This window comes from Seleniivibrio woodruffii (genome assembly GCF_029267515.1).
GTDB lineage: Bacteria > Chrysiogenota > Deferribacteres > Deferribacterales > Geovibrionaceae > Seleniivibrio > Seleniivibrio woodruffii_A.
Genome location: NZ_JAJUIS010000005.1, coordinates 194,428 through 215,153, shown reverse-complemented (window position 1 = coordinate 215,153; position 20,726 = coordinate 194,428). Strand labels below are relative to the sequence as shown.

At 48.0% G+C, this 20,726-nt stretch carries 21 protein-coding genes and 1 tRNA gene; 18 read left to right on the top strand and 4 right to left on the bottom strand.

The features are described 5' to 3' along the window. Window positions 1-122 precede the first annotated feature (122 nt). Entirely contained in the window at window positions 123-473 is a 351-nt protein-coding gene (locus tag Q7P67_RS07460; RefSeq protein WP_303851333.1) for a PleD family two-component system response regulator, read from the bottom strand. 217 nt (window positions 474-690) lie between these two features. Between Q7P67_RS07460 and Q7P67_RS07455 the strand changes: the two genes are divergently transcribed. From Q7P67_RS07455 to Q7P67_RS07380, 16 genes are all read left to right on the top strand, one after another. After that, window positions 691-1,905: an HDOD domain-containing protein gene (locus tag Q7P67_RS07455; protein WP_303851332.1), complete on the top strand. Its 1,215-nt coding sequence runs from the start codon at window positions 691-693 to the stop codon at window positions 1,903-1,905. Between the two features lie 47 nt (window positions 1,906-1,952). After that, window positions 1,953-2,026, top strand: a tRNA-Arg gene (locus Q7P67_RS07450). A gap of 264 nt (window positions 2,027-2,290) precedes the next feature. Beyond that, window positions 2,291-2,974, top strand: coding sequence for an ABC transporter ATP-binding protein (locus tag Q7P67_RS07445; protein ID WP_303851331.1), 684 nt, complete (start codon window positions 2,291-2,293; stop codon window positions 2,972-2,974). Further along, on the top strand, window positions 2,974-4,212 hold the full coding sequence (locus tag Q7P67_RS07440; RefSeq protein WP_303851330.1) for an ABC transporter permease: 1,239 nt from the start codon (window positions 2,974-2,976) through the stop codon (window positions 4,210-4,212). Before Q7P67_RS07445 ends, Q7P67_RS07440 begins: the two co-directional genes overlap by 1 nt. A gap of 12 nt (window positions 4,213-4,224) precedes the next feature. After that, window positions 4,225-4,605, top strand: coding sequence for a NifB/NifX family molybdenum-iron cluster-binding protein (locus tag Q7P67_RS07435; RefSeq protein WP_303851329.1), 381 nt, complete (start codon window positions 4,225-4,227; stop codon window positions 4,603-4,605). Window positions 4,606-4,611: 6 nt separating this feature from the next. Continuing rightward, complete coding sequence (locus Q7P67_RS07430; RefSeq protein WP_303851328.1) at window positions 4,612-5,334, top strand: outer membrane lipoprotein-sorting protein; 723 nt, start codon at window positions 4,612-4,614, stop codon at window positions 5,332-5,334. Next, window positions 5,335-6,570, top strand: coding sequence for a hypothetical protein (locus Q7P67_RS07425; protein ID WP_303851327.1), 1,236 nt, complete (start codon window positions 5,335-5,337; stop codon window positions 6,568-6,570). A 589-nt stretch (window positions 6,571-7,159) separates the two neighbouring features. Then, on the top strand, window positions 7,160-9,217 hold the full coding sequence (locus Q7P67_RS07420) for a TonB-dependent receptor domain-containing protein (RefSeq protein ID WP_303851326.1): 2,058 nt from the start codon (window positions 7,160-7,162) through the stop codon (window positions 9,215-9,217). Between the two features lie 140 nt (window positions 9,218-9,357). Next, window positions 9,358-10,221, top strand: a complete 864-nt coding sequence (locus tag Q7P67_RS07415) for a helix-turn-helix domain-containing protein (protein ID WP_369696012.1) — start codon at window positions 9,358-9,360, stop codon at window positions 10,219-10,221. Between the two features lie 21 nt (window positions 10,222-10,242). Next, window positions 10,243-11,160: an ABC transporter substrate-binding protein gene (locus Q7P67_RS07410; RefSeq protein WP_303851324.1), complete on the top strand. Its 918-nt coding sequence runs from the start codon at window positions 10,243-10,245 to the stop codon at window positions 11,158-11,160. Continuing rightward, complete coding sequence (locus tag Q7P67_RS07405; RefSeq protein ID WP_303851323.1) at window positions 11,157-12,155, top strand: iron ABC transporter permease; 999 nt, start codon at window positions 11,157-11,159, stop codon at window positions 12,153-12,155. The genes Q7P67_RS07410 and Q7P67_RS07405 overlap by 4 nt, the downstream gene beginning before the upstream one ends. Further along, entirely contained in the window at window positions 12,155-13,180 is a 1,026-nt protein-coding gene (locus Q7P67_RS07400) for an iron ABC transporter permease (RefSeq protein ID WP_303851322.1), read from the top strand. Before Q7P67_RS07405 ends, Q7P67_RS07400 begins: the two co-directional genes overlap by 1 nt. Before the next feature lie 12 nt (window positions 13,181-13,192). Then, a complete protein-coding gene (locus Q7P67_RS07395) occupies window positions 13,193-13,996 on the top strand; it encodes an ABC transporter ATP-binding protein (RefSeq protein ID WP_303851321.1) in 804 nt (267 codons plus the stop codon). Beyond that, on the top strand, window positions 13,993-14,748 hold the full coding sequence (locus Q7P67_RS07390) for a nitrogenase iron protein NifH (RefSeq protein WP_303851320.1): 756 nt from the start codon (window positions 13,993-13,995) through the stop codon (window positions 14,746-14,748). The genes Q7P67_RS07395 and Q7P67_RS07390 overlap by 4 nt, the downstream gene beginning before the upstream one ends. Beyond that, window positions 14,741-15,979 (top strand): nitrogenase component 1, encoded by a 1,239-nt coding sequence (locus tag Q7P67_RS07385; protein WP_303851319.1) that lies wholly within the window; start codon window positions 14,741-14,743, stop codon window positions 15,977-15,979. Before Q7P67_RS07390 ends, Q7P67_RS07385 begins: the two co-directional genes overlap by 8 nt. Window position 15,980: 1 nt before the next feature. After that, window positions 15,981-17,213, top strand: a complete 1,233-nt coding sequence (locus Q7P67_RS07380) for a nitrogenase component 1 (RefSeq protein WP_303851318.1) — start codon at window positions 15,981-15,983, stop codon at window positions 17,211-17,213. 14 nt (window positions 17,214-17,227) lie between these two features. On the opposite strand, the gene Q7P67_RS13440 is transcribed toward Q7P67_RS07380, so the two are convergent. Genes Q7P67_RS13440 through Q7P67_RS07365 form a run of 3 tightly spaced genes read right to left on the bottom strand, consistent with a single transcriptional unit; the run spans window position 17,228 to window position 18,046 of the window. After that, a complete protein-coding gene (locus Q7P67_RS13440; RefSeq protein WP_369696009.1) occupies window positions 17,228-17,437 on the bottom strand; it encodes an ATP-binding protein in 210 nt (69 codons plus the stop codon). Then, window positions 17,382-17,558 carry an ATP-binding protein gene (locus tag Q7P67_RS07370; protein ID WP_303851317.1) on the bottom strand — a complete coding sequence of 59 codons (177 nt, stop codon included), beginning with the start codon at window positions 17,556-17,558 and terminating at the stop codon, window positions 17,382-17,384. The genes Q7P67_RS13440 and Q7P67_RS07370 overlap by 56 nt, the downstream gene beginning before the upstream one ends. Continuing rightward, a complete protein-coding gene (locus tag Q7P67_RS07365) occupies window positions 17,549-18,046 on the bottom strand; it encodes a histidine kinase dimerization/phospho-acceptor domain-containing protein (protein ID WP_303851316.1) in 498 nt (165 codons plus the stop codon). The genes Q7P67_RS07370 and Q7P67_RS07365 overlap by 10 nt, the downstream gene beginning before the upstream one ends. Window positions 18,047-18,296: 250 nt before the next feature. Here Q7P67_RS07365 and Q7P67_RS07360 point away from each other — a divergent pair, with 250 nt between their 5' ends. Together Q7P67_RS07360 and Q7P67_RS07355 are read left to right on the top strand one after the other, a co-directional pair. Further along, window positions 18,297-19,922, top strand: coding sequence for a sigma-54-dependent Fis family transcriptional regulator (locus Q7P67_RS07360; protein ID WP_303851315.1), 1,626 nt, complete (start codon window positions 18,297-18,299; stop codon window positions 19,920-19,922). Continuing rightward, entirely contained in the window at window positions 19,919-20,707 is a 789-nt protein-coding gene (locus Q7P67_RS07355; RefSeq protein WP_303851369.1) for an NAD(+)--dinitrogen-reductase ADP-D-ribosyltransferase, read from the top strand. Before Q7P67_RS07360 ends, Q7P67_RS07355 begins: the two co-directional genes overlap by 4 nt. Window positions 20,708-20,726: the final 19 nt, after the last annotated feature.

Genomic DNA, 20,726 nt, shown 5'->3' with positions numbered 1-20,726 from the left:
TAAAAAAGCAATAAAAAAAGAAACCAAAAAAGAATCCGTAAAACAGTCTGTTAAGCATTTATTATTTTCTCCGTTCAGCGTCTAATATTCCAATTAGACCGGTATGTCAATACAAAAATTTTTTAAGCAGATTTGTCAACGTTGTTGATCGCCGCTATTAAATCCTCGCGGATTATGGGTTTGTATATGCAGGCGTTAACGAGCGAGCATACTTTTTCCGCCTCTTCCCTGTATGCGGTGGTTATGATTATCGGGATTTTTGAATCGTGTTCCCTTATTTTCGATATCATCTCAAAACCATCCATTTCGGGCATAGCAAGATCCGTAATAATAAGGTCTGGTTTAATTTCGAGAAATTTCTTTAATCCTAAGACGCCGTTTGCTGCTTCGTGAACATTTAGTTCCTCTTTTTCCAGAAGTTTTTTAACAAGCATCCTTGTGAACTTCTCGTCTTCGACATATAAAATATTCATTAAAATAATCTCCGGTGATAGATAAACATTATATGTACTATTTTGCATAATACAAGCGCTTTTTTCGGGAGTAAGTATGGGTTATTTGTAAACAACCTATTAATTTATACTTAACCAATTGTCCATTTTTCAGAACATGTTCATAAAATTAAAATATTGCAGCTTTTTCCCATGCGTGATACCCTAACTGATTAAAAAAACGGCGTATGTGTGAATAATGAAAAGCTCAGTGATTGGTTCTAATCCGAGGATAGTAAGTTTTTACAGTTCGTATATGGACATGCTCGGCGTTGTAAACGAGGCCTATAATTCTATCAACGTCGGATTAAAACGTTCTGTTGTCGATAAGAAAATATCGTCATTACTCATCATCATCGAAAACAGAGATGATCTTATCACATATAACAGGCTGAAAGACCTTATAGACGAACACAGGATGCACACCTTTATTGTGTGTGTCGACGATTCTCTTGTACAGCAGGTGGTTAACAGCCGGGTTATCGCCATAAGTCATAAAACCGTGACTATGGATTTTTCTGAGATAATGTCGCAATCCAGCGTTTGCAAGCCATATCTGAAAGAAACAGGCGGAACCCGTTCTCCTGAAAAAATATTTGAACACATAAAATTCATGTTGGCGCGCGGCAATATAACACTGCCTGTTGAGGGCGAGTGTGCAATCCGCGTACTTGGTGTTCTTGATCAGGACAATATCTCCTTCAAGGCGATTGACGACATGACAAAGCTCGATCCGGCTCTTCATTCCGGCATAATCCGCATGGCAAATTCAGCCTATTTCAGCGGAACATACGGCAATATCGCCGATGTTCAGAAAGCTCTCGTGCGGCTCGGAATCAACAATGTTAAAGCGTATCTGGTCAACTTCATCAATAAATCCATAGCGGCAAACAAAAATCTTCTTTTCTCAGAAGAGATTGAAACTGCAATCAGGGATTCGCAGACAATAGCTGCGCTGTGCTATGTTATGTCCGAGTTCTTCCGTGTATGCTCCAAGGGGCAGATGTATTCCGTAGGGCTGCTTTCCAAGATAGGAGAGATATTTATCCTTGCGATAATATCCGATTATCTTTCCGGCGAAAATCCTGAGGATGTAAAAGGCGGGAGCTACAGAAAGATGGCGGAGCAAAACAACATTCTGGTGGGCGGAACACTGATGAAGAAATGGAAGTTTTCCGAAGAGTTTTATATGCCGCTGCTTTTCTCGTCAACGCTAAAAGAGAACCAGTTTATGAATGAAACAAAGATACTGCACCTAGCCTGTAACATGATTGAATATATGCGCTCGGAAAAAATTGACGACAGCCTTGCCGCCGCTCTGCATCGCACAGGAATACAGCTTAGTGAGAAGCAGTTACAAAAAATTAAAGCAGAAGCCGAAACTAAAATCAAAGATTTTGCCGCAGTTTATTGATTAGGCTGTTGACAAAGTTATTTAAATACTATATATATTCCCTCCCTGCGCCTGTAGCTCAACTGGATAGAGCATTTGACTACGGATCAAAAGGTTAGGAGTTCGAATCTCTTCAGGCGCGCTTTAAAGTATCAACAATTTAAAAGGCAGTCAGCTTAAACACTGACTGCCTTTTTTATTTCAATTTGAAACAATGGAATTTATCTCCGTTTGAGTTTGAAAAGAACTATAATATAAAAAAGTGTCTACCGGTTCAGTGGAGATTCACTGCGAACTTTCTGCATCAGGTGTGCAAAATTTTCACATAATAAATTTTGAAAGTTATTGTTTGTTAAGGTTTTGCAGGTTGGCATAATATTTGCATTTATAATAAGCGGAGGTTGCTATGTCATTAGTTGTTGCGCAGGATATTTCAAAAACATATCTGCTTGGCTCCACAGAGGTAAATGCGCTCAGCGGCGTCAGCTTTTGCCTTGAAAAATCATCCTTTATAAGTTTTGTCGGACCATCCGGAAGCGGCAAGACAACCCTGCTTAATCTTATCGGGTGTCTGGACAAGCCCACAACCGGCACCTTAATAGTCTGCGGTGAAGACACATCCAAATTGAAATATTCAGCAAGAGCCGATTTCAGGGGCAAAAACATAGGTTTTATCTTTCAGGATTTCAACCTGATGCCGGTGCTCAGTGTTTATGAAAATACCGAGTATCCTCTGGTGATGGTACAGAACATTAACGCGGCGGAGAGAAAAAAGAGGGTGGAGCTTATGCTTGATGCTGTCGGCATGTCCGGGCACAGGGACAAGCGCCCGTCACAGCTTTCAGGCGGTCAGAAACAGCGTGTTGCCGTTGCCAGAGCTCTGGTTACAAATCCGTCTCTGATACTTGCAGATGAACCCACTGCAAATCTTGATCATGACACTTCCATGAAAATAATTTCTCTGATGAAGTCCATGCGCGATAATTTCGGCACGACCTTCGTTTTTTCAACTCACGACCCCAAGGTTGTTAAAGAGGCTGAAAAAGTTTTTGTGCTGGAAGACGGAAAACTTGTTAAGGAGGAAGCGTAATGTTCGGAATATTAAAAATCGCTTCACGCAATCTTATGCGTTATTCCAGAAGAACAGCTCTAACTGTTTCGCTTATAGTTATAGGAGTTGTTTTTGTTTCCGTTTTCGTTTCAATCTCCGGTTCTTTTAAAAACATGATGATTTCACAGATAACCGATTCTATGACAGGTCATGTTCAGGTTCACAGAAAAGGCTATATGGGAGCTGTGGAGACCCTGCCGCAGAATATGAACATAAAACTTATGGGACTGGACAGGTTTGACAACGCTCTGAAGGATATTTCCGGTGTGGAGGCTATCAGCGAGCGCATAAAGTTCGGCGGGATGTTCTCAACATTCACTGAAACATCCAATATCAGGCTGAACGGCATAGATCCGGAAAAGGAATACAAGGTTGTTCCGCTTCTGCCGGCAAGGATACTTGAGGGTTCAAAAGACCTTAAAAGGGGAGAAATCATAATTCCCAGACTGTTCGCAAACTCTATGAAGGTCAAGGTCGGCGATACTGTCGTTGTGGTGGCTAGCAACAAAGACGGCTCTGTGAACGGCAAACAGCTCAAGGTTTCCGGCATCGTGGAGAGTGCCACAGGACCCGGCGGCAGAGACGGTTATGTCCATATTGAAGATGCTTCCGAGATACTCCGTATGGACATACCGGAGATAAGTGAGATTGCTATCAGGATTAAAGATTTCGATAAACTGCATGAGTTTGAGGCGGCTCTAACGGAAAGACTTTCCAAGGAACTGAATAAAAAGGGATTGCCGATGTTCGACGTGCACACATGGGAAAAACTGTCGCCCTTTTATAATATTGCCAGAATGATAGACATGATGACCCTGTTTGTGAAGATACTTCTTGTTGCTGTGGTTCTTATTTCTGTTCTTAATGTAATGATGATGGCGGTTTATGAGAGGACAAGGGAGATAGGTACAGCGGCGGCAATCGGAACGAGACCTTCTAAGATACTTTTGCTGTTTCTCTCTGAAGGTCTTATGATGGGTATCATAGGAGCGGGGCTCGGTGCAGCCATAAGCATCGCCGCGGTATATCTTATAAATCTTAAAAAGATAACGTTTAATTTCGGTATGCAGAAAGGGATCATCCTGTCGGCGTCAGTAGACTACAAACAGCTTGCCGTCATATCTCTGACAGTAATATCAGTCGCGTTGCTTGCAACGCTTCTGCCTGCTATCAAAGCATCCGGTACTGAGCCTGTTAATGCACTGAGACATATATAAAAGAGGTGTGTGATGAAAAAAATATTATTAGTTTTTGTTTCCCTTATTTTTGCTTCCGTTGTTTCTGCCGCAGGCAGTCCTTATCTTGCTGCCGCTGTCAACGGAAACAAGACTTCTTCAGCAATGAGCGCCACCCCCGGAAAAGCCCCGTTCTTCATTATCTATGATGAGAAAGGAGTCTATCTTGAAACGGTTGCAAACCCTTATAAAGACGAAGAGGGGGCAGGACCTATGGCTATAAATATGCTTAAAGAAAAGGGCATAAAGGTTTTTGCCGCTGAAAACTTTCCCGGTGAAAGATTCAAAGGGTTTCTGAAGTCAAAAGGTGTCTCCCCGGCCGTGTTTAAAGGTACGGCAGACAACGCCGCAAAATCACTTATAAAGAAAAAGTAGGTAAGTATGTTCAGATTTATAGCTATTTTGCTTTTTCTCCCGGCTGCTGTTTTCGCTGCGGACGGAACGGCTCTCCTTAAAGAGATAGACAGAAACCTCAGCCCGGAAAGCTATGAGTCCTACCGGAAGCTCATTAATATCGAGCCTTCCGGAGCAAAAAAAGAATTTACAATGTTCACGGTTAAAAAGGGTCTGGACAAGGTTGCCTCGCTGTTTCTTGCCCCGGCAAGTGAAAACGGGAGAAGTACCCTGAGACTCGGTGAAAATATGTGGCTGTATATTCCGAATGTGGGCAAGCCAATACGCATAACCAGCCTTCAGTCAGTTGTCGGCGGAGTTTTTAACAACTCGGATATCCTACAGCTTGATTATGCCGCGGAATATTATGTGACCGGAACAGAGGTGACAGCGAATGAGTATATCCTTAAACTGAAAGCAAAAACCGGAACAGTCGCTTATGATCGCCTCGTAATCACAGCGGATAAGGCGAAAAAACTTCCGGAAAAAATAGAGTGTATGACTCAGGGCGGAATGCTTATTAAGACACTCTATTTCAAAGAGATAAAAGATTTCGGCGGAGGCATAGTCCGCCCGTCGGTCATAGAAACCGATTCCCCGCTTTACAAAGGTTATAAGTCTGTGATGATTTTTGCTAAAATCAAAAAGCGCGATTTTAAGGATGAGGTTTTTACCATGGGGTATATGTCAAATATGTCTGAGCTTAGATAAATGAAAAAATATCTGAAAGGCGGGGTGTTTCTGCTCTGCCTTTTCTTCGCACCTGCTCTTTTCGGTGGGGAATATGATTTTGATATAAGTGAGATAGAGAAAAAACCGTATTCTTTCGACGGAAGTGTTGAGTTTTCTTCAAACATCTACAGCTTTGACAAAGATTCTGCCATGTATAATCTGAAATATCAGGAAAAACCGGAAAGTTATGATTATAAAACAGATTTCAGGCTGAACGGAGGTTATGAAACCGGAAGTCTTAAATACACGGTGAAAACATCAACTGTTTATCTGCGGTCTCCTGACGAAGAGACTGAGACCGACTTTTTATTTATGGAGCAGTATATCGGCTATTTTGGGGATGATTTCAGGTTCAGCCTCGGAAAAATGACAATGAAATGGGGCAAGGGCTATGCTTATAATCCTGCCGGTTTTCTTGACAGACCGAAAAATATAGATTCTCCTGAGGATGCGCAGGAGGGCTATCAGATTGCCTCTGCGGAATTTACCCGAAGTTATTCCGGTGCGTTGAAAAATATTTCTTACATACAGGCACTCTATTACGTAAATGATGATATGAACCGGTCTCTTGGCAGGAAAGACGGGGCGAATTATGCCGGAAAGTTTTATATGCTGCTGTTTGATACCGACATAGACCTTATGTTTACTGGCGGTGAGTCAGCCGACGGCAGATACGGAGTGGATTTTTCGAGGAACATACGAACCAATCTGGAAATTCACGGAGAATATGGCAGAACTGAAAATATCAGGAGGATGACTCTTGGAGGAAATGAGACTGTCTGTATGGATAACTGGCTTTTGGGGCTGAGGTATCTCACAGAGAACGATGCCACATATATTCTGGAGTATTTCCATAAATCGACCGGATATACGGAAGATGAGATGGATATCTTTTACGAAGCTGCGGAAAACAGTACCAATCCATCTTCTCTGGCAAAGTCCCCTTATGCCGGCAATAACCCGATGACGAACTACCTGTATCTGAAAACTTCTGTCAGGGAACCTTTTGACGTGCTGTATTTCACACCGGCTGTGGTGCTGACTGCGAATCTTGACGACGGCAGTTTTTCATTTTCTCCTGAAGCGGTATATACAGGATTTACAAACCTGGAGCTGAAGCTGAAGGCTTATGTGCTTTCGGGAGGAAACAACACGGAATTCGGGGAAAAACCCATGGATAAAAGAGCGGAGATAAAAATTAAATACTATTTCTGAAACTGAGCTGGCTGTATTGATAAAAATTGATAAGCTGAGTGTTTTTCTGCCTTTCTGCTTAATGCGCAGATCCTGCTGAGATCTTTTCAGACGCGTACCCAAAGCTGATATTCCGGAGGGAGAACCGGATTTTTCAGAATCAGCAACTATTTGAAACTTATCACAATTATTGTGTTTAATTTCCATAGGAACTTCATGAATTATTTTGGCGGAGCTTTGTCTTATACCCATAAACCAGCCTCCTTTTGGTTTATGTACGGCGCATCGGGCAACGGTCAGTCCGGTGCGCTGTTTTCTTTTATGCTCGTCTTCTGAATTTCTGAAAACAGTTGACAACGGCTGATTTCGTTGATAACAAATCCATAGCAGCATAATGATATTAATACTCAATATCTTTTATGTCCGGTATCCGTTCAAAAATCGCAGGCAAAATATAATTCAGGAACTGTCTATATTTCATTCAGGATGGGGCTATTCCAATCTGTGCAGCGTTTTGGTATACTCTGCGACGTTGATAATGATTTTCAATACCATGCAACGGGTCGTGATATGCGACATGCGGCGCAATGGTGAAAAAACTGGAGGAAAGATGAAGCAGAGGCGTTTATTTAAAACCGGAGGATTCGTGCTTGCGGTTTCAATGATTCTTTCTCCGCTTACGGCTAAAGCGGAGGAAGAGGCACAGGAGATAAAACCTGTTGTTGTTACGGCGACCGGTTTTGAACAGTACATTGCGGATGCACCCGCAAGTATCAGTATCATAACCAAGGAAGAGATAGCCAAAATGCCCGCGGCGACCATCACAGATCTGCTGAAAACCGTGGAAGGCGTGAGCATCACAGGATGGATGGCGAGCGAAACGGACATAGTTCTGCGCGGGATGCCGGGCGAATACACCCTTATCATGGTTGACGGGAAACGTCAGAATAGCAGAGAAACCATGAACAGAGGTACATCGGGTGTTCAGGCGAACATGATACCGCCCCTTGACGCCATTGAGAGGATAGAGATAGTCAGAGGTCCCATGTCCTCTGTCTACGGTTCGGACGCTATGGGCGGCGTTATCAACATCATCACAAAGAAAGTGCCTGACGAATGGCACGGCTCTTTTACCTTAGGAACTATTCAGCATAAGGACGGGGAATACGGACAGACTGTCAGCAGGCAGTTCTGGGTAGGCGGTCCCGTCGTTAAAAATAAGGTCGGGTTACAGCTCTACGGCGATCTCGCTAGCAGAATGGAGGACGACATATATTACGCCAACTCCTATGCAAGCGGAAGCTACGGGAAAGAGGAGCAGAACCTAACCGGAAAAATATCCATCACCCCAAACAGCAGCAACGATATAAATATTGAGGCAGGCAACGAAAAGCTGACGTACACACAGAACTCCGGCAAAACCCTTGCCGATAACGCCGCCGACCTCGAAACGAGGCATACGCGTGATCACTGGTCTGTTACACACGACGGCAGATACGGCAAAGCGACTACAAACCTTGCCCTCAGCCAGGAGATTGCCGAGCAGAGAAAGTGGACAGGCGGAGTTGAGAGCACATCGAAACAGGAGCTTACAAACACCGTACTGGATGCCGGAATGGCGTACAACTTTGCGAACAATACGTTGCGCCTCGGCGGGCAGGTCATAAAATCAGAACTCACAGGTATCAGCGAAGAGGCGGCGCTTGCCAACTATCCTGTAAACACTGACAAAGCGGATAACGACGCATATGCCCTGTACCTTGAGGACGAGTATTTTATAACGGATAACCTGTCGCTGACAGCGGGTCTGCGTATGGACGACGACGAGAGATACGGCGACCATTTTACGCCTAGACTTTACGCAGTTTATAAAATGGCGAAAGACTGGACGCTCAGAGGCGGCGTTGCTGCCGGATTCAAAGCGCCTACCCTCCGCCAGACAACCGACGGCTATTGCATGACCACAGGCAACGGCACAGCGTTGTCTCCCGGAGTGCTTTGCGGCAGTTCCGATCTGGATCCTGAAACAAGCCTTACGGAAGAGATAGGCATAAGATACGACAAATCGGGCGGGATAAGTTTCGGCTTCACAGTTTTCAACAACGACATCAAAGACAAGGTATCCAGCTATGCCACAGGTGAAAAAGACCAATACAACAACTATATCTACGAATACGACAACATTGACGAGGTGACCATCAGAGGTGCGGAGGTTTCTTTCGCGGCACCTCTCACAAAGAAACTCAAACTGACCTCAAACTACACATATACGGATTCCGAGCGCAAAGGCGGTGAACCCGCATTCGACGGCAGTTCTCTTGACGGCAAGCCTCTGGACAAGACTCCGGAACACATGTTCAACGCAAAACTGGACTGGCAGCCAGTTAAGCCTCTCAGCCTGTTTGCCCGTGCAAACGTCGTCAGCAAGCAATACTGGTCTGGGTTCAGAAACTATGCGATGAGCAGCAGGACACGCCCCGGAACAGCCACATATGACATAGGCGGCGCTTATGACCTTAATAAATATGTGACATTTAAAATGTCCGTACTGAACATCACCGACAAAAAGGTAGCCATCGACAACCGCACCCGTACGGGAGGTCTGGACGGCAACTGGATGGTGGATGAGGGGCTCAGGGTTGCGGCGGATATGACCGTCAGATTCTGATAAAAGAAAATACAGCCGTAAGAGGCTGAAAATAAAAGGTATCCCCTGTAGGTAAGTTTGGCGTCCTCGGGCGCGGCGGTTTGTCCGCTGCGTCGGGACGCCGGGACTTTTTTTATAACGAGGATGCCGCGGACGGTAAAATGGAGATAGAGCTTAATTCACTGATAAGATATTACGCTGGGTTGTCTTTTAAGGTCGTGGGCGTGCACCATTACACTATAAAGCCGAACACGGTGCATAGTCAGATGACCGCTCCCGTACCTGGATTTCTGTTCCCCTTGTCTGGAAAGGCTCAGTTCAGATTCAACGGCACACCCTACATTGTGCGTCAGGGGAACGTCATACACGGCGGACCGGATATGTATCTTGAAAAGAGAGTGCTCGGCAATGAAAAGTGGGAGTATATCTCCGTTTTCTATGAAACCGAAGGGAAAAAACATAAGGAACCCGCGCCTTCGAATAGGGATTTTGAACTGGTGACAGGTCAGAGCCCGCGGCTGACAGACCTTCTCTGGCGTTTATGGCGTACCTATAACCAGCCGGGAGCTATTTCGGTATTCCGCACGGAAATGCTTTTCCGCTGTGTGCTTGAAGAGGTTTTCGTCTGTGCAAACAACCGCCAGAGCGACGGTTCTCTGGGGCTTTTCGAGTGTGTTTCATCCTATATCCACGAACATTATATGGACGTTCTCAGCGTGCGGAAGCTGGCGGAACTGAACGATGTGAACGAGAACAGACTCTTTTACGTTTTTACCAAATTTTCCGGCATGGGACCCGCTGATTATATCACCGAATACCGCCTGAACAGGGCGAAAGAGCTTCTGATAACCACCGACGGCGCCATAGGCGGTGTCGCAAAAAGTGTCGGCTATCCCGATCAGCTTTATTTCAGCAGGATTTTCAGAAAGCGCACGGGCGTTTCTCCCAGCGGATTGCGTGAACTGTTCAGGAATAATCCATGTGCGTTTCAGGATGGGTCAATTCCCATGAAAAGTGCTCTCTGATATCATGACTGCGGAGTTACGATGAAAAAATTTATTATTGGGGCGGTTCTGCCGCTTGTCATACTGCTTGCGGGATGTACTAAGAATCAGGCTGAAAAGGAAGAGAAGGTTCAGACCAGAACCGTTGTGGATGATACGGGAAAGTCCATAGTTTTAAAAGCGGACACGAAGAGAATAGTAATCCTTCACGCCATGTATCTTGAGTATTTCTTCGCTCTTGGCAAGCCCCCCGTTGCGTCAACGGGCGCGTCTGCGGGCAACGCGATGGACGTTATAAATACGGCGGAGACATTAAAGCCTTACAGAGGCACCGCCGAGATAACGGACCTCGGCAGCGCGCGTGAGATAAATGCCGAGGCGGTGCTTGCGGCGAACCCCGACGTTATCGTCACGTTCAAAGGACATGCGGACAGGGTATACGACAGACTGGTGCAGATTGCGCCAGTGGTTCAGATAGATTTCTACGCGCCGTGGCAGCACCAGACAAGGCTGTGTGCACAGGTCGCTGGCAGAGAGGAATTTGCGGAACGTTTTATAGCTGAGACTGAGAGTATCATAAAAGCTGCCGGAGAGAGACTTTCCGCCCACAGGGACAAAACCTTTGCACTGTTCCGCACCGACGGCAAAACCCTTGTCTCCAGAGCAAATAAAGAATATTACGAGCTTTTCGGCATATCGAAGCCAAAAGGCTATCCCGACGATTACACACCTGTGTCCCTTGAATCTCTCGCACAGATGAATCCAGATTATATAGCTTTTCAGGACAGTGAGGCACGGGCGGGTGCGTATGCGGAATTTCTGAAAGGTCAGTCCGTCTGGCGTTCACTTAATGCCGTCAAGAACGGCAAAGTCTTCTATTTCGACGACTCACTCAATTCGTTCGGACCGCTGGCACTGCGCCTCACAGCGGAAAATATTCTGAAGGTATATTCCCGTTGAAGCAATTCTTTATATCGTTTTTTATATTTTCGGCAGGGATAGCGGTTCTCGTTTCGCTGATGTTTCTGTCGGTTTCCGGCGGAAGTTCTGATATCCCTTTTTCCGTGGTCAGGTCGGCACTTTTACATTTCGACCCGACGGATATGCGGCACCTTGTGGTTGCAGACCTGCGGCTGCCGCGGGTTGTGGCAAGCGCTCTTGTGGGGGCGGCGTTGTCAGTTGCCGGAGCCGTAATGCAGGGAACCACAGGCAATCCCCTTGCCGATTCGGGACTGCTTGGACTTAACGCAGGAGCCGGATTTGCCGTTGCGCTCTGTTTTGCTTTTTTCCCCGCTGCCGGATACGTTTATATAGTCTTTGCATCCTTTGCGGGAGCAGCAGCCGGAGCGTTTCTGGTTAATTTCGTTGCCTCCATGCGCAGAGGCGGAGCAACACACATGAGGATTGTGCTGGCAGGAGCGGCGGTGACAGCTCTTCTGGCAGCTCTCAGTCAGGGCATCGCTCTGTATTTCAACGTTGCGCAGGACATAATGTTCTGGACGGTGGGCGGCGTGGCGGGCGTAGGCTGGAGACAGGTCGCCGTACTTGCGCCCTGCATACTTGCCGCGCTTTTAACGTCCATGCTTTTTTCACGTTCCATAACAGTTCTCAGCTTCGGTGAGGAAGTTGCGAAGGGGCTTGGTCTGAACGTTTCATTCGTCCGGCTGGTGTCTTTCGTCTGCGTAACGGTTCTTGCCGGTGCATCCGTTGCTGTGGTGGGCGCTGTGGGATTTGTGGGACTGATTTTTCCTCATCTGGCAAAATTCATCACGGGTGCGGATTACCGCCGTATCATTCCTGTCTCCGCAATTCTCGGAGCGGTTATGATGGTGCTTGCCGATTTTGCGTCGAGAACTCTTAATCCGCCCGCGGAAACACCTGTCGGTGCTTTTGCGGCACTGATAGGCGTTCCTTTTTTCCTGTATCTGTCGCGCAGACAGAAGAGGGCGACCTGATGCAGACTGCTTATCAGATATACAAAAGAAAGATATTCATGCGCAATACTCTGGTTGCGGCGGCGGGTATCCTGCTGCTGCTTGCGGCTCTTGTTGTCAGCATGAACACAGGATATACGAAGCTGATTCCTTCCGATACCTTCAGGATACTTTTCGGCGGAGGCACGGACGCGGAGAATCTCATACTGTATCAGTTCCGGCTGCCGCGGGTGATTCTGGCGGCAATGGCTGGCGCAGGGCTGGCACTTTCGGGCTGTATAATTCAGGACGTAACCAAGAATCCGCTGGCAGACCCCGGACTTCTGGGTATAAACGCGGGCGCGGGGCTTGCCGTTCTGCTTTACGTTCTTTTTTTCGGCACGGCAACGTTTCTTGCTGTATTCACACTTCCTGTTCTCGCGCTTGCGGGTGCGGGAATGACTTCTGTGCTGATATATCTGCTCGCTTTTAAAAAGGGCGAGGGGACGTCCCCGATCCGGCTTATACTGACGGGCATTGCCGTTCAGGCAGGTATATTCGCCCTTACCACTGTTCTGGTTATAAATCTTGATGAAACCCGTTTCGACTTTGTAGCTATGTGGCAGGCGGGGAGCATATGGGGTTCCGGCTGGAAATATGTTCTGGCTCTTCTGCCGTGGCAGATGGTTCTTATTCCATTCGTCGTTTACAGGTCGAGGGTGCTGGACGTACTGAGTCTGGACAGTTGTGCTGCCTGCGGTCTTGGTGTGGATGTTGAAAAAGAGCAGCGGATACTGCTTTTCTGTGCGGTTGCCCTTGCCGCATCATGCGTCGCTGTGAGCGGGAATATAAGTTTTGCCGGGCTGATAGCGCCTCATATGGCAAGGAGACTCGTGGGTCCCAAACACTCGGTGCTTCTGCCTGTCTGCGCTCTCACGGGGGCGGTGACAGTTTCGGCTGCGGATACCTTTGCAAGGGTTATCGTTCAGCCTTCGGAGATACCCACCGGAATCGTGACCGCAGTTTTAGGTGCGCCGTATTTCATATGGCTGCTGACAAGAAAGTAAGGAGTTTTGTTTATGAACAGCATCACTGCTGAAAATCTGAGTGCCGCATATGAGGATAAGCTGGTTGTTGACGGGCTTGACCTGAACATACCCAAAGGGATGATCACCTCCATTATAGGTCCCAACGGCTGCGGCAAATCCACAGTTCTCAAGACCTTGGGACGCATTATGAAGCCCAGAAACGGCATGGTGTATCTGAACGGAAAGGATATAAGCAGGCTGTCTGCGAAAGAGATAGCCATTAGGATGGCTATACTGCCCCAGTCGCCGCAGGCTCCGTCAGGGCTGACGGTGGGCGATCTGGTTTCATACGGCAGATATCCCCACCAGCGGGGGTTCGGCACGATGAAACCGGAGGACAGAAAGATTGTGGAATGGGCGCTTGAGGTAACGAAACTCAGCGACCTTGAGACCACGGCGGTTGATAATATGTCCGGCGGACAGAGGCAGAGGGTGTGGATTGCGATGGCGCTTGCCCAGCAGACCGACCTTATCCTGCTGGACGAACCCACCACCTATCTTGATATGTCATATCAGCTCGAGGTGCTTGAACTTCTTTACAGGCTGAACCGCGAACAGAACTGCACCATTGCGATGGTGCTGCATGACCTGAACCTTGCTGCGCGCTTTTCAGATCACATGATAGCCATACGCGGCGGAAATATAGTCAGATACGGCACACCGGAAGAGGTTATGACCGCGGACGTACTGAGAAAGACATTCCGCGTTCATGCGGAGATAGTTACCGATCCGCGTTCTGGTCGTCCGGCTTGCATTTCATATGACCTGATAAGGGACGAAGGAGATAATTCATGAAAAAGATAGCTGTATACGGCAAAGGGGGGATAGGAAAATCCACCACCGTATCAAATATATCGGCGGCTATGGCGTCCATGGGGCTGACTGTGCTTCAGGTAGGCTGTGACCCCAAAGCGGATTCTTCAAGAAATCTGACCGGAGGACAGAACATTCCCACTGTTCTTGAGGTGCTCAGAAAAAAGGGCGACCCTGAACTTGAAGACCTTGTTGTAAAGAGCACTACGGGGGTTCTCTGTGTCGAATCTGGCGGTCCCATACCCGGTGTCGGCTGTGCCGGAAGGGGTATAATCACCGCATTTGAAAAGCTGGAGGAATTGGACGCTTTCGGCGTTTATAAGCCGGACGTGGTGATGTATGACGTTCTTGGGGACGTGGTCTGCGGAGGCTTCGCAATGCCCATCAGAGGCGGCTATGCGGAAGACGTATGTATCGTTACGTCAGGAGAGATGATGTCTCTTTACGCCGCCGCGAATATATCCCATGCCGTGCGCAGCTTCGGGAAACGGGGCTACGCTTCCCTTCGCGGGCTGATTCTGAACGCCAAGAATTTTGAAGGGGAACAGGAACTTGTTGACAGGGCGGCGGCGGAGATAGACACGCCCGTGCTTTACCGTATGCCGAGAAATCAGCTTGTCCAGCAGGCGGAGGCGGACGGAAAGACCGTTGTGGAGGCTTTCCCCGATTCTGAAATGGCACAGCATTACAGAACGCTTGCAAAACTTCTGCTGGAGGGCGGCGGCGATGTTTGATCATTTGAAGAGGCTTTCAGCCGTCAAATCCGGCAGCGGTATAAAATTTCTTTCACCTGCGGTATTTCCGGGCAACCACTGCCCCATGAGGATAGCGTCGGTGATAGTTGAGGACATCCGGGGGCTTTCGTCCCTCCTGGTGGGAACCCCTGAGTGCGCCACACATTCCAGACTTTTCAGCCCTCTGCCGGAAGGCAGAAACGGGGAACTGCACTGGCTTTATGTGATAGATTCCAATGAGGTTGTGTTCGGATGCCGCGAAGGAGTGGCGGATGCCCTGCGGAAAATGGACAGAGCCGGAGCGGAAGCTATACTGATAATCGGAACCTGCATACCGGAGCTTATCGGCGAGGATATGGAAGGACTGATACATGAGATACAGCCTGAACTGAAAGCGCAGGTTACTTTTGTGATGCTCGGTCAGTTCAAGAACGTAAGCTATCCCCCCGGTTCGTGGAAAACCATGGAGGCTATGGCTTCGCTTATGGACAGGTGTGAAACGGACAGCAGGAGGATAAATGTCCTCGGCAGATCCCCCTTTGAGGAGCATATACCCGAACCCGCCGTTACCGGATACCTTGAATCAAAAGAACTGAAACTGAGATATCTTGCACCCGGCGCGTCGCTGGACGATTTCCGTCAGGCTCCCGACGCTGCGCTTAACGTTGTTTTGTCACCGTTTGCTCAGCCTCTGGCGGTGCGTATGGAGAGGGAGTTCGGCGTTCCATTCATAGCTCTGCACGATAAATATGCCCCTTCGGATATAGACAGGGCGTATGGCGATATTGCACGCGCGGCAGGATATGAGCCAGACGGCAGGTTTGATGAAGAGAAACGGCAGGCGGAAAATATTCAGGCGAAAGCGGAGGAAAGACTTAAAGGCATGAGCTTCGTATTTTCACAGAGGATAGACATGCCCGTGCCTCTGGCGGCTTATCTGACAGAAATCGGCATGGTGCCGCTTCTTCTGCACATTGAAGAGTATTACTCCGCCGACAGCGCACATACCCGTAAGATAAAAGATGCCGGATACGATCCGCCCGTCTGCCGGATAACGAATATCGCAGAGGATGAAAAGCTCATTAAAGAACTTAATCCTGACATCTGCATGGGATATTTTCTTAAAACAGATATGAAATACGTTCCGGATATGTATGATTTTTACGGTCAGACTGGATACGGGCGCACCGTAAATATTCTTAAAAGAATACTTGAAGTTACGGGGGAATAAGATGGGTCTTCTCAGGTTTAAACCGATACCGTCCGGCAGAATGGGAACTCTGTGGACACTCTCAACCATAAAAAATGCCGCCCTTGTGGAGTTCGGCTGTATGGGGCATATGCTTTACAGCGGCGTGACGCTGAAACACGGAGGCGTAAACGACCTTTGCAGGCTTTATTCCACCCATATAGACGAAACCGATATAGCACTCGGAGGTACGGAACGGCTTGAACATACCGTAGCAAACATCATAAAGAATGACAGTCCCAAAGTGATATTTTTTCTGCCGTCCGCAGTGCCGGAGGTCATAGGAACCGACCTGCGCGCCCTTTGTGACGAGCTTCAGCAGGAACACCCAGAAGTCATGATGATACCTTTCGGACACGGAGGATTTAATGTCAATCAGCACGACGGGGTTAAAAATGCCCTGCTGACTCTGGTGAAAAATATTCCGGCGGAAGTTGGAAAAACTCCGGAACCGACATTTAACATAATAGGTTCATGCGCAGACCTGTTCCGTTTTCAGGCGGACGCGGCGGAGACCATACGCGCAGTTGAAGGCGCTTTCGGGATTAAGCCGCTGTGTGTGCTGACATCCGGCACCTGTATTGAGGATATAGAACGGATGGGCGGGGCGCATGTAAATCTTGTTATCAGACGGGAGGGTGAGGCGGCGGCGAAATACCTTCAGAGAAAGTACGGTACGCCGTATATCCTGCACCGTCCTTACGGTATCGACGGAACTGCGGAATGGCTTGAGGAGATAGAAAGGGTGCTTGGCAGCGCTTTCGACAGGGCGTTTGTAGAAAAGGAAAGGGGAATTGCCCGCTCAATGCTGGAACCGGTTATGCCCCGCTTCAGACATATGTCGCGGTCGCATATGGAAGAGGTTACCCTTCATCTCGGCGCACACGCGGACATCGTGGAGGGGATACTGTCTTTCGGATGCCGTGAGATGGGATTTAATAAGGGCGTATGCTGGTGCGACAGCCCCGATATGGGAACAGATGAGCTGCCTTATTATTCTGAAGAGAAGTGGATACCTGCTGTCGAAGGTTTGAAGGACGGGCTTTTCATGTCCAGCGGTGAGATACTGGAATGGGCGGGAAGAAGCCTTTCCATGCAGATATCGTATCCCGACAGATCGTGGCATCTGCACCCTTTCGAACCGCCGTTCATGGGTTTCCGCGGTGCCGTTAATCTGGTAAACCTCTGGATAAACTGCAATATAGAGAGATGGTAGAAAGTGTATATCCGTTATTTCAAATTTGATTTGGGCAGTGTGATTTTTACTTCAAGTCCGCCTTCCGGAGCATTTTCCAGTTTTATCTCGCCTCCGTGGGCGTGAATGATATCTTTGGTTATCTCAAGCCCAAGTCCTGTCCCGCCGATATCTCTGTTTCTGGAGGTATCAAGGCGCCTGAAAGGGAGAAACGCCTGTTCTGTCAGATGGGGGGGGGATACCAAGCCCGTTGTCTTTCACCAGAACAGATATAAAATCGCCGTTGTCGCTAAGATGTACCCGCACGCTTTCGCCGTATCTGCATCCGTTTTCGATGACGTTTGTCAGCGCTCTTTTCATTGCCATCGGCTGACAGACAAGCTGTGCGTGTTCCGCGCCGGAATATTCGACATCATTTCCGGCATCCTGATAAGTGTCACATATGCTTCCTGCGATGCGTCCTCTCTGGCGAAGAGAAGATATTCCCTTATCATTGTTTCCATATCGGAAAGGCTTGCGAGTATTTGTTTTTTATTCTGTTCTTCTTTTATATTTTCAGTGAGCAGGCGTGTTCTGGTCAGCAGTGTGCGCAGGTCGTGTGAGATTGCCGCGAGCATATTTGTGCGTTCGTCAACGAAGCGGCTCAGTTGTATCTGCATTTTGCCGAAAGCGTCCGCTATTTTTTTATATTCCGGAATAACCATTTCTGGTATCGGAGTCAAAGTGCGTTCCCTGCCAAGAGTTTCTGCGGCTTCAGACAGTTTATAAAGCGGTTTCAGCAGTGAGCGGGCAGTCCAGACAGAAGCAACCAGAATAAGGATTATCACCACCACAGGCGGTATAAACAGGTTCATATTAAAGGCATTTCAGACGGCATTGTTTCCTGTCATTATTATTTTCATTATTGCATATTCGGTTTTATAATAAAACATTGCAGCATCATCAGCCACATAAGGAATAACCCATTATTTAGAAGTATATTGCGTCGTTTTTATAAACAAAATGAGTGTTGACACACGAAAGATACTGCAAGATATTAACATATACATAGATTTGCGCCCATCGCCTGATTAAAACCCTAAACAGCAGAACAAGGAAAACTCAATGCCATGCGGGAATAAACAGAGCACTCAGGCTGCTTTTGAAAACAATACAGGTCAGATTATAAAGGCTCATGTGGACACCCTGAACAAGTGCAAAAGCCACGAGTGCCGCGCGAAAGTTCTTCCTCTGCTCTATCAGATGAGCAGGGTCATAGCCGAGAGTTCCGACCTCTCACACACACTCATAATCATGCGCCGCATAATGAAACGCGAAATGAAGATGGTCTGCGGGATGATATGCCTGTGCCACCAGCGCACGGGACGTATCTTTCTTCACGACAGTTTCGGGCTGACAGAAACGGAGGAGTCCAAAGGCGTTTACAATATGGGCGAAGGAGTCACGGGAAAGGTTGCTGAGACGGGCAAGCCGATAATCCTCACCCGTGTAAGCGACGAACCGGAATTTCTCCATCGCACCCGCGAGCTTAAATGCGGGTTGGATCAGGAGCTGTCATTTATCTGTGTACCCATAAAACGCGGGCAGAAGGTGCTTGGAACCATCAGCGCAGAACGGATTTACGACAGCAAAAAACTCCTTGAGCAGGATGTTGAGATACTCTCCACCTTCGCAGGGGTGATAGCCCCCGTGGTTGACCTCTATCTCATGGAGAACGTTGACAAACCAATGCTGGAAAGGGAGAACAAACGCCTTTCCGACGCTCTTAAAAAGCGGTTCAGACCATCGAATATTATCGGCAATTCAAAAGCTATGACAGATGTTTACGATTATATAGGCAAAATAGCCTCCACTAAGACCACAGTGCTTATCCTTGGCGAAAGCGGCGTGGGCAAAGAGCTTGTTGCCGGAGCGATACATTATAACAGTCCCATAGCGGACGGTCCTTTCATAAAATTCAACTGTGCGGCGCTGCCTGAAAACATCATTGAGAGCGAACTTTTCGGACACGAAAAGGGTTCGTTCACGGGTGCTGTAGCTCCCCGCATAGGACGTTTCGAAGAGGCGGACGGCGGCATGATATTTCTTGACGAGGTGGGCGAACTTTCACTCGCAATGCAGGCAAAACTGCTTCGTGTGCTTCAGGAAAAGACCTTCGAGCGTGTGGGCAGCAACAAGCCGATAAAGGTGGATATCCGCATCATAGCCGCCACAAACCGCAATCTTTCGGATATGGTTACAAACGGCACCTTCCGCGAGGACCTGTACTACCGTCTGAACATCTTTCCGATAATCATTCCGCCCCTGCGGGACAGGGGCAGCGATATAATCATTCTTGCCGATCATTTTGTAGCCTGTTATTCGAAGGAACAGAAAAAGAAGGTCAAACGCATCTCCACGCCTGCCATCAATATGCTGATGAGCTATCACTGGCCCGGCAATGTGCGCGAGCTTGAGAATGCAATTGAGCGCGCTGTGATACTGTCCGAGGACGAAGTCATTCACGGGTATAACCTTCCGCCATCGCTCCAGAAACCTGTGCTTTCCGATACGGCTTCTCAGGGCGGTCTGGAGGCGAAACTTGCCGCAGTGGAGTATGAAATGCTGGCGGAAGCCCTGAAAGCTCACAGCGGCAACATATCCGAAGCGGCGGAGGAACTTGGGGTTACGCGCAGGATATTCGGACTCCGGCTTGCGAAATATAAAATAGACTACAGGACTTTCCGCTGAGATACGGGTCTTTCAACTACTGCAACCTGCCGCCGTGGGTCATAGCTTCGAGGCATTTCAACGAAAATCCTCAGACCATAGAGATTCAGGGTGTAAAGGAGAACAACCGCTTTCTGTTCGCAAAACTGAACACCATCGGCAACAGGGATGAGCGTGCGCAGTTTTTCATGGACTATATGTCGGTGCGGTTCCACCTGCACCACTGGGAGGAACAGACCACCGATGCGGCACGGATGAGCATCCGCAACAGCTATATGCGGTTTTTGAAAGGATGGATGATAGATTCAAACTCCATAGCGGGAGCGGTGCTGAAACACTGGGTTGAAAGACGTATGGGCATCAGCCCGACTTACCATAAAGCCTGCATAGAGGATGTTTCTTCGGAAGAATATTTCAGCTATATGACAGATGCTATGAACGGCAGCGTGCACACCAGCGCCATCGATTCCCAGCTCGACCTTTTGTATGAATACTGCCAGTACGAACTGCGTAAACTTCGCCCCCGTCCGGAACTCTTCACGCTGTTCAGGGGAACCCACGATGCGGAAGAATATGAAATATTGGAAGAGTCCGGCGGACGGGAGCAAATCGTTCGTCTTAATAATCTGGTGTCTTTCACCGACGAATCCGAAAGGGCATGGGAGTTCGGGCGCACAGTGTGGCGCACTTTCGTTCCGCCCTCAAAGATATTTTACTACAGCGGACTTTTGCCGGGCAGCATCCTCAAGGGCGAAAACGAATATATGATAATAGGAGGTGAATACCGCGTTAAACGTATGCGTTGATGAGACTGCCACGCTACGC

Bases quoted from the DNA above. Each gene is read 5' to 3' on its own strand.
- Q7P67_RS07460 (WP_303851333.1), bottom strand. From the start codon at position 473: ATGAATATTTTATATGTCGAAGACGAGAAGTTCACAAGGATGCTTGTT.
- Q7P67_RS07455 (WP_303851332.1), top strand. From the start codon at position 691: ATGAAAAGCTCAGTGATTGGTTCTAATCCGAGGATAGTAAGTTTTTAC.
- Q7P67_RS07445 (WP_303851331.1), top strand. From the start codon at position 2,291: ATGTCATTAGTTGTTGCGCAGGATATTTCAAAAACATATCTGCTTGGC.
- Q7P67_RS07440 (WP_303851330.1), top strand. From the start codon at position 2,974: ATGTTCGGAATATTAAAAATCGCTTCACGCAATCTTATGCGTTATTCC.
- Q7P67_RS07435 (WP_303851329.1), top strand. From the start codon at position 4,225: ATGAAAAAAATATTATTAGTTTTTGTTTCCCTTATTTTTGCTTCCGTT.
- Q7P67_RS07430 (WP_303851328.1), top strand. From the start codon at position 4,612: ATGTTCAGATTTATAGCTATTTTGCTTTTTCTCCCGGCTGCTGTTTTC.
- Q7P67_RS07425 (WP_303851327.1), top strand. From the start codon at position 5,335: ATGAAAAAATATCTGAAAGGCGGGGTGTTTCTGCTCTGCCTTTTCTTC.
- Q7P67_RS07420 (WP_303851326.1), top strand. From the start codon at position 7,160: ATGAAGCAGAGGCGTTTATTTAAAACCGGAGGATTCGTGCTTGCGGTT.
- Q7P67_RS07415 (WP_369696012.1), top strand. From the start codon at position 9,358: ATGGAGATAGAGCTTAATTCACTGATAAGATATTACGCTGGGTTGTCT.
- Q7P67_RS07410 (WP_303851324.1), top strand. From the start codon at position 10,243: ATGAAAAAATTTATTATTGGGGCGGTTCTGCCGCTTGTCATACTGCTT.
- Q7P67_RS07400 (WP_303851322.1), top strand. From the start codon at position 12,155: ATGCAGACTGCTTATCAGATATACAAAAGAAAGATATTCATGCGCAAT.
- Q7P67_RS07395 (WP_303851321.1), top strand. From the start codon at position 13,193: ATGAACAGCATCACTGCTGAAAATCTGAGTGCCGCATATGAGGATAAG.
- Q7P67_RS07390 (WP_303851320.1), top strand. From the start codon at position 13,993: ATGAAAAAGATAGCTGTATACGGCAAAGGGGGGATAGGAAAATCCACC.
- Q7P67_RS07385 (WP_303851319.1), top strand. From the start codon at position 14,741: ATGTTTGATCATTTGAAGAGGCTTTCAGCCGTCAAATCCGGCAGCGGT.
- Q7P67_RS07380 (WP_303851318.1), top strand. From the start codon at position 15,981: ATGGGTCTTCTCAGGTTTAAACCGATACCGTCCGGCAGAATGGGAACT.
- Q7P67_RS07370 (WP_303851317.1), bottom strand. From the start codon at position 17,558: ATGGCAATGAAAAGAGCGCTGACAAACGTCATCGAAAACGGATGCAGA.
- Q7P67_RS07365 (WP_303851316.1), bottom strand. From the start codon at position 18,046: ATGAACCTGTTTATACCGCCTGTGGTGGTGATAATCCTTATTCTGGTT.
- Q7P67_RS07360 (WP_303851315.1), top strand. From the start codon at position 18,297: ATGCCATGCGGGAATAAACAGAGCACTCAGGCTGCTTTTGAAAACAAT.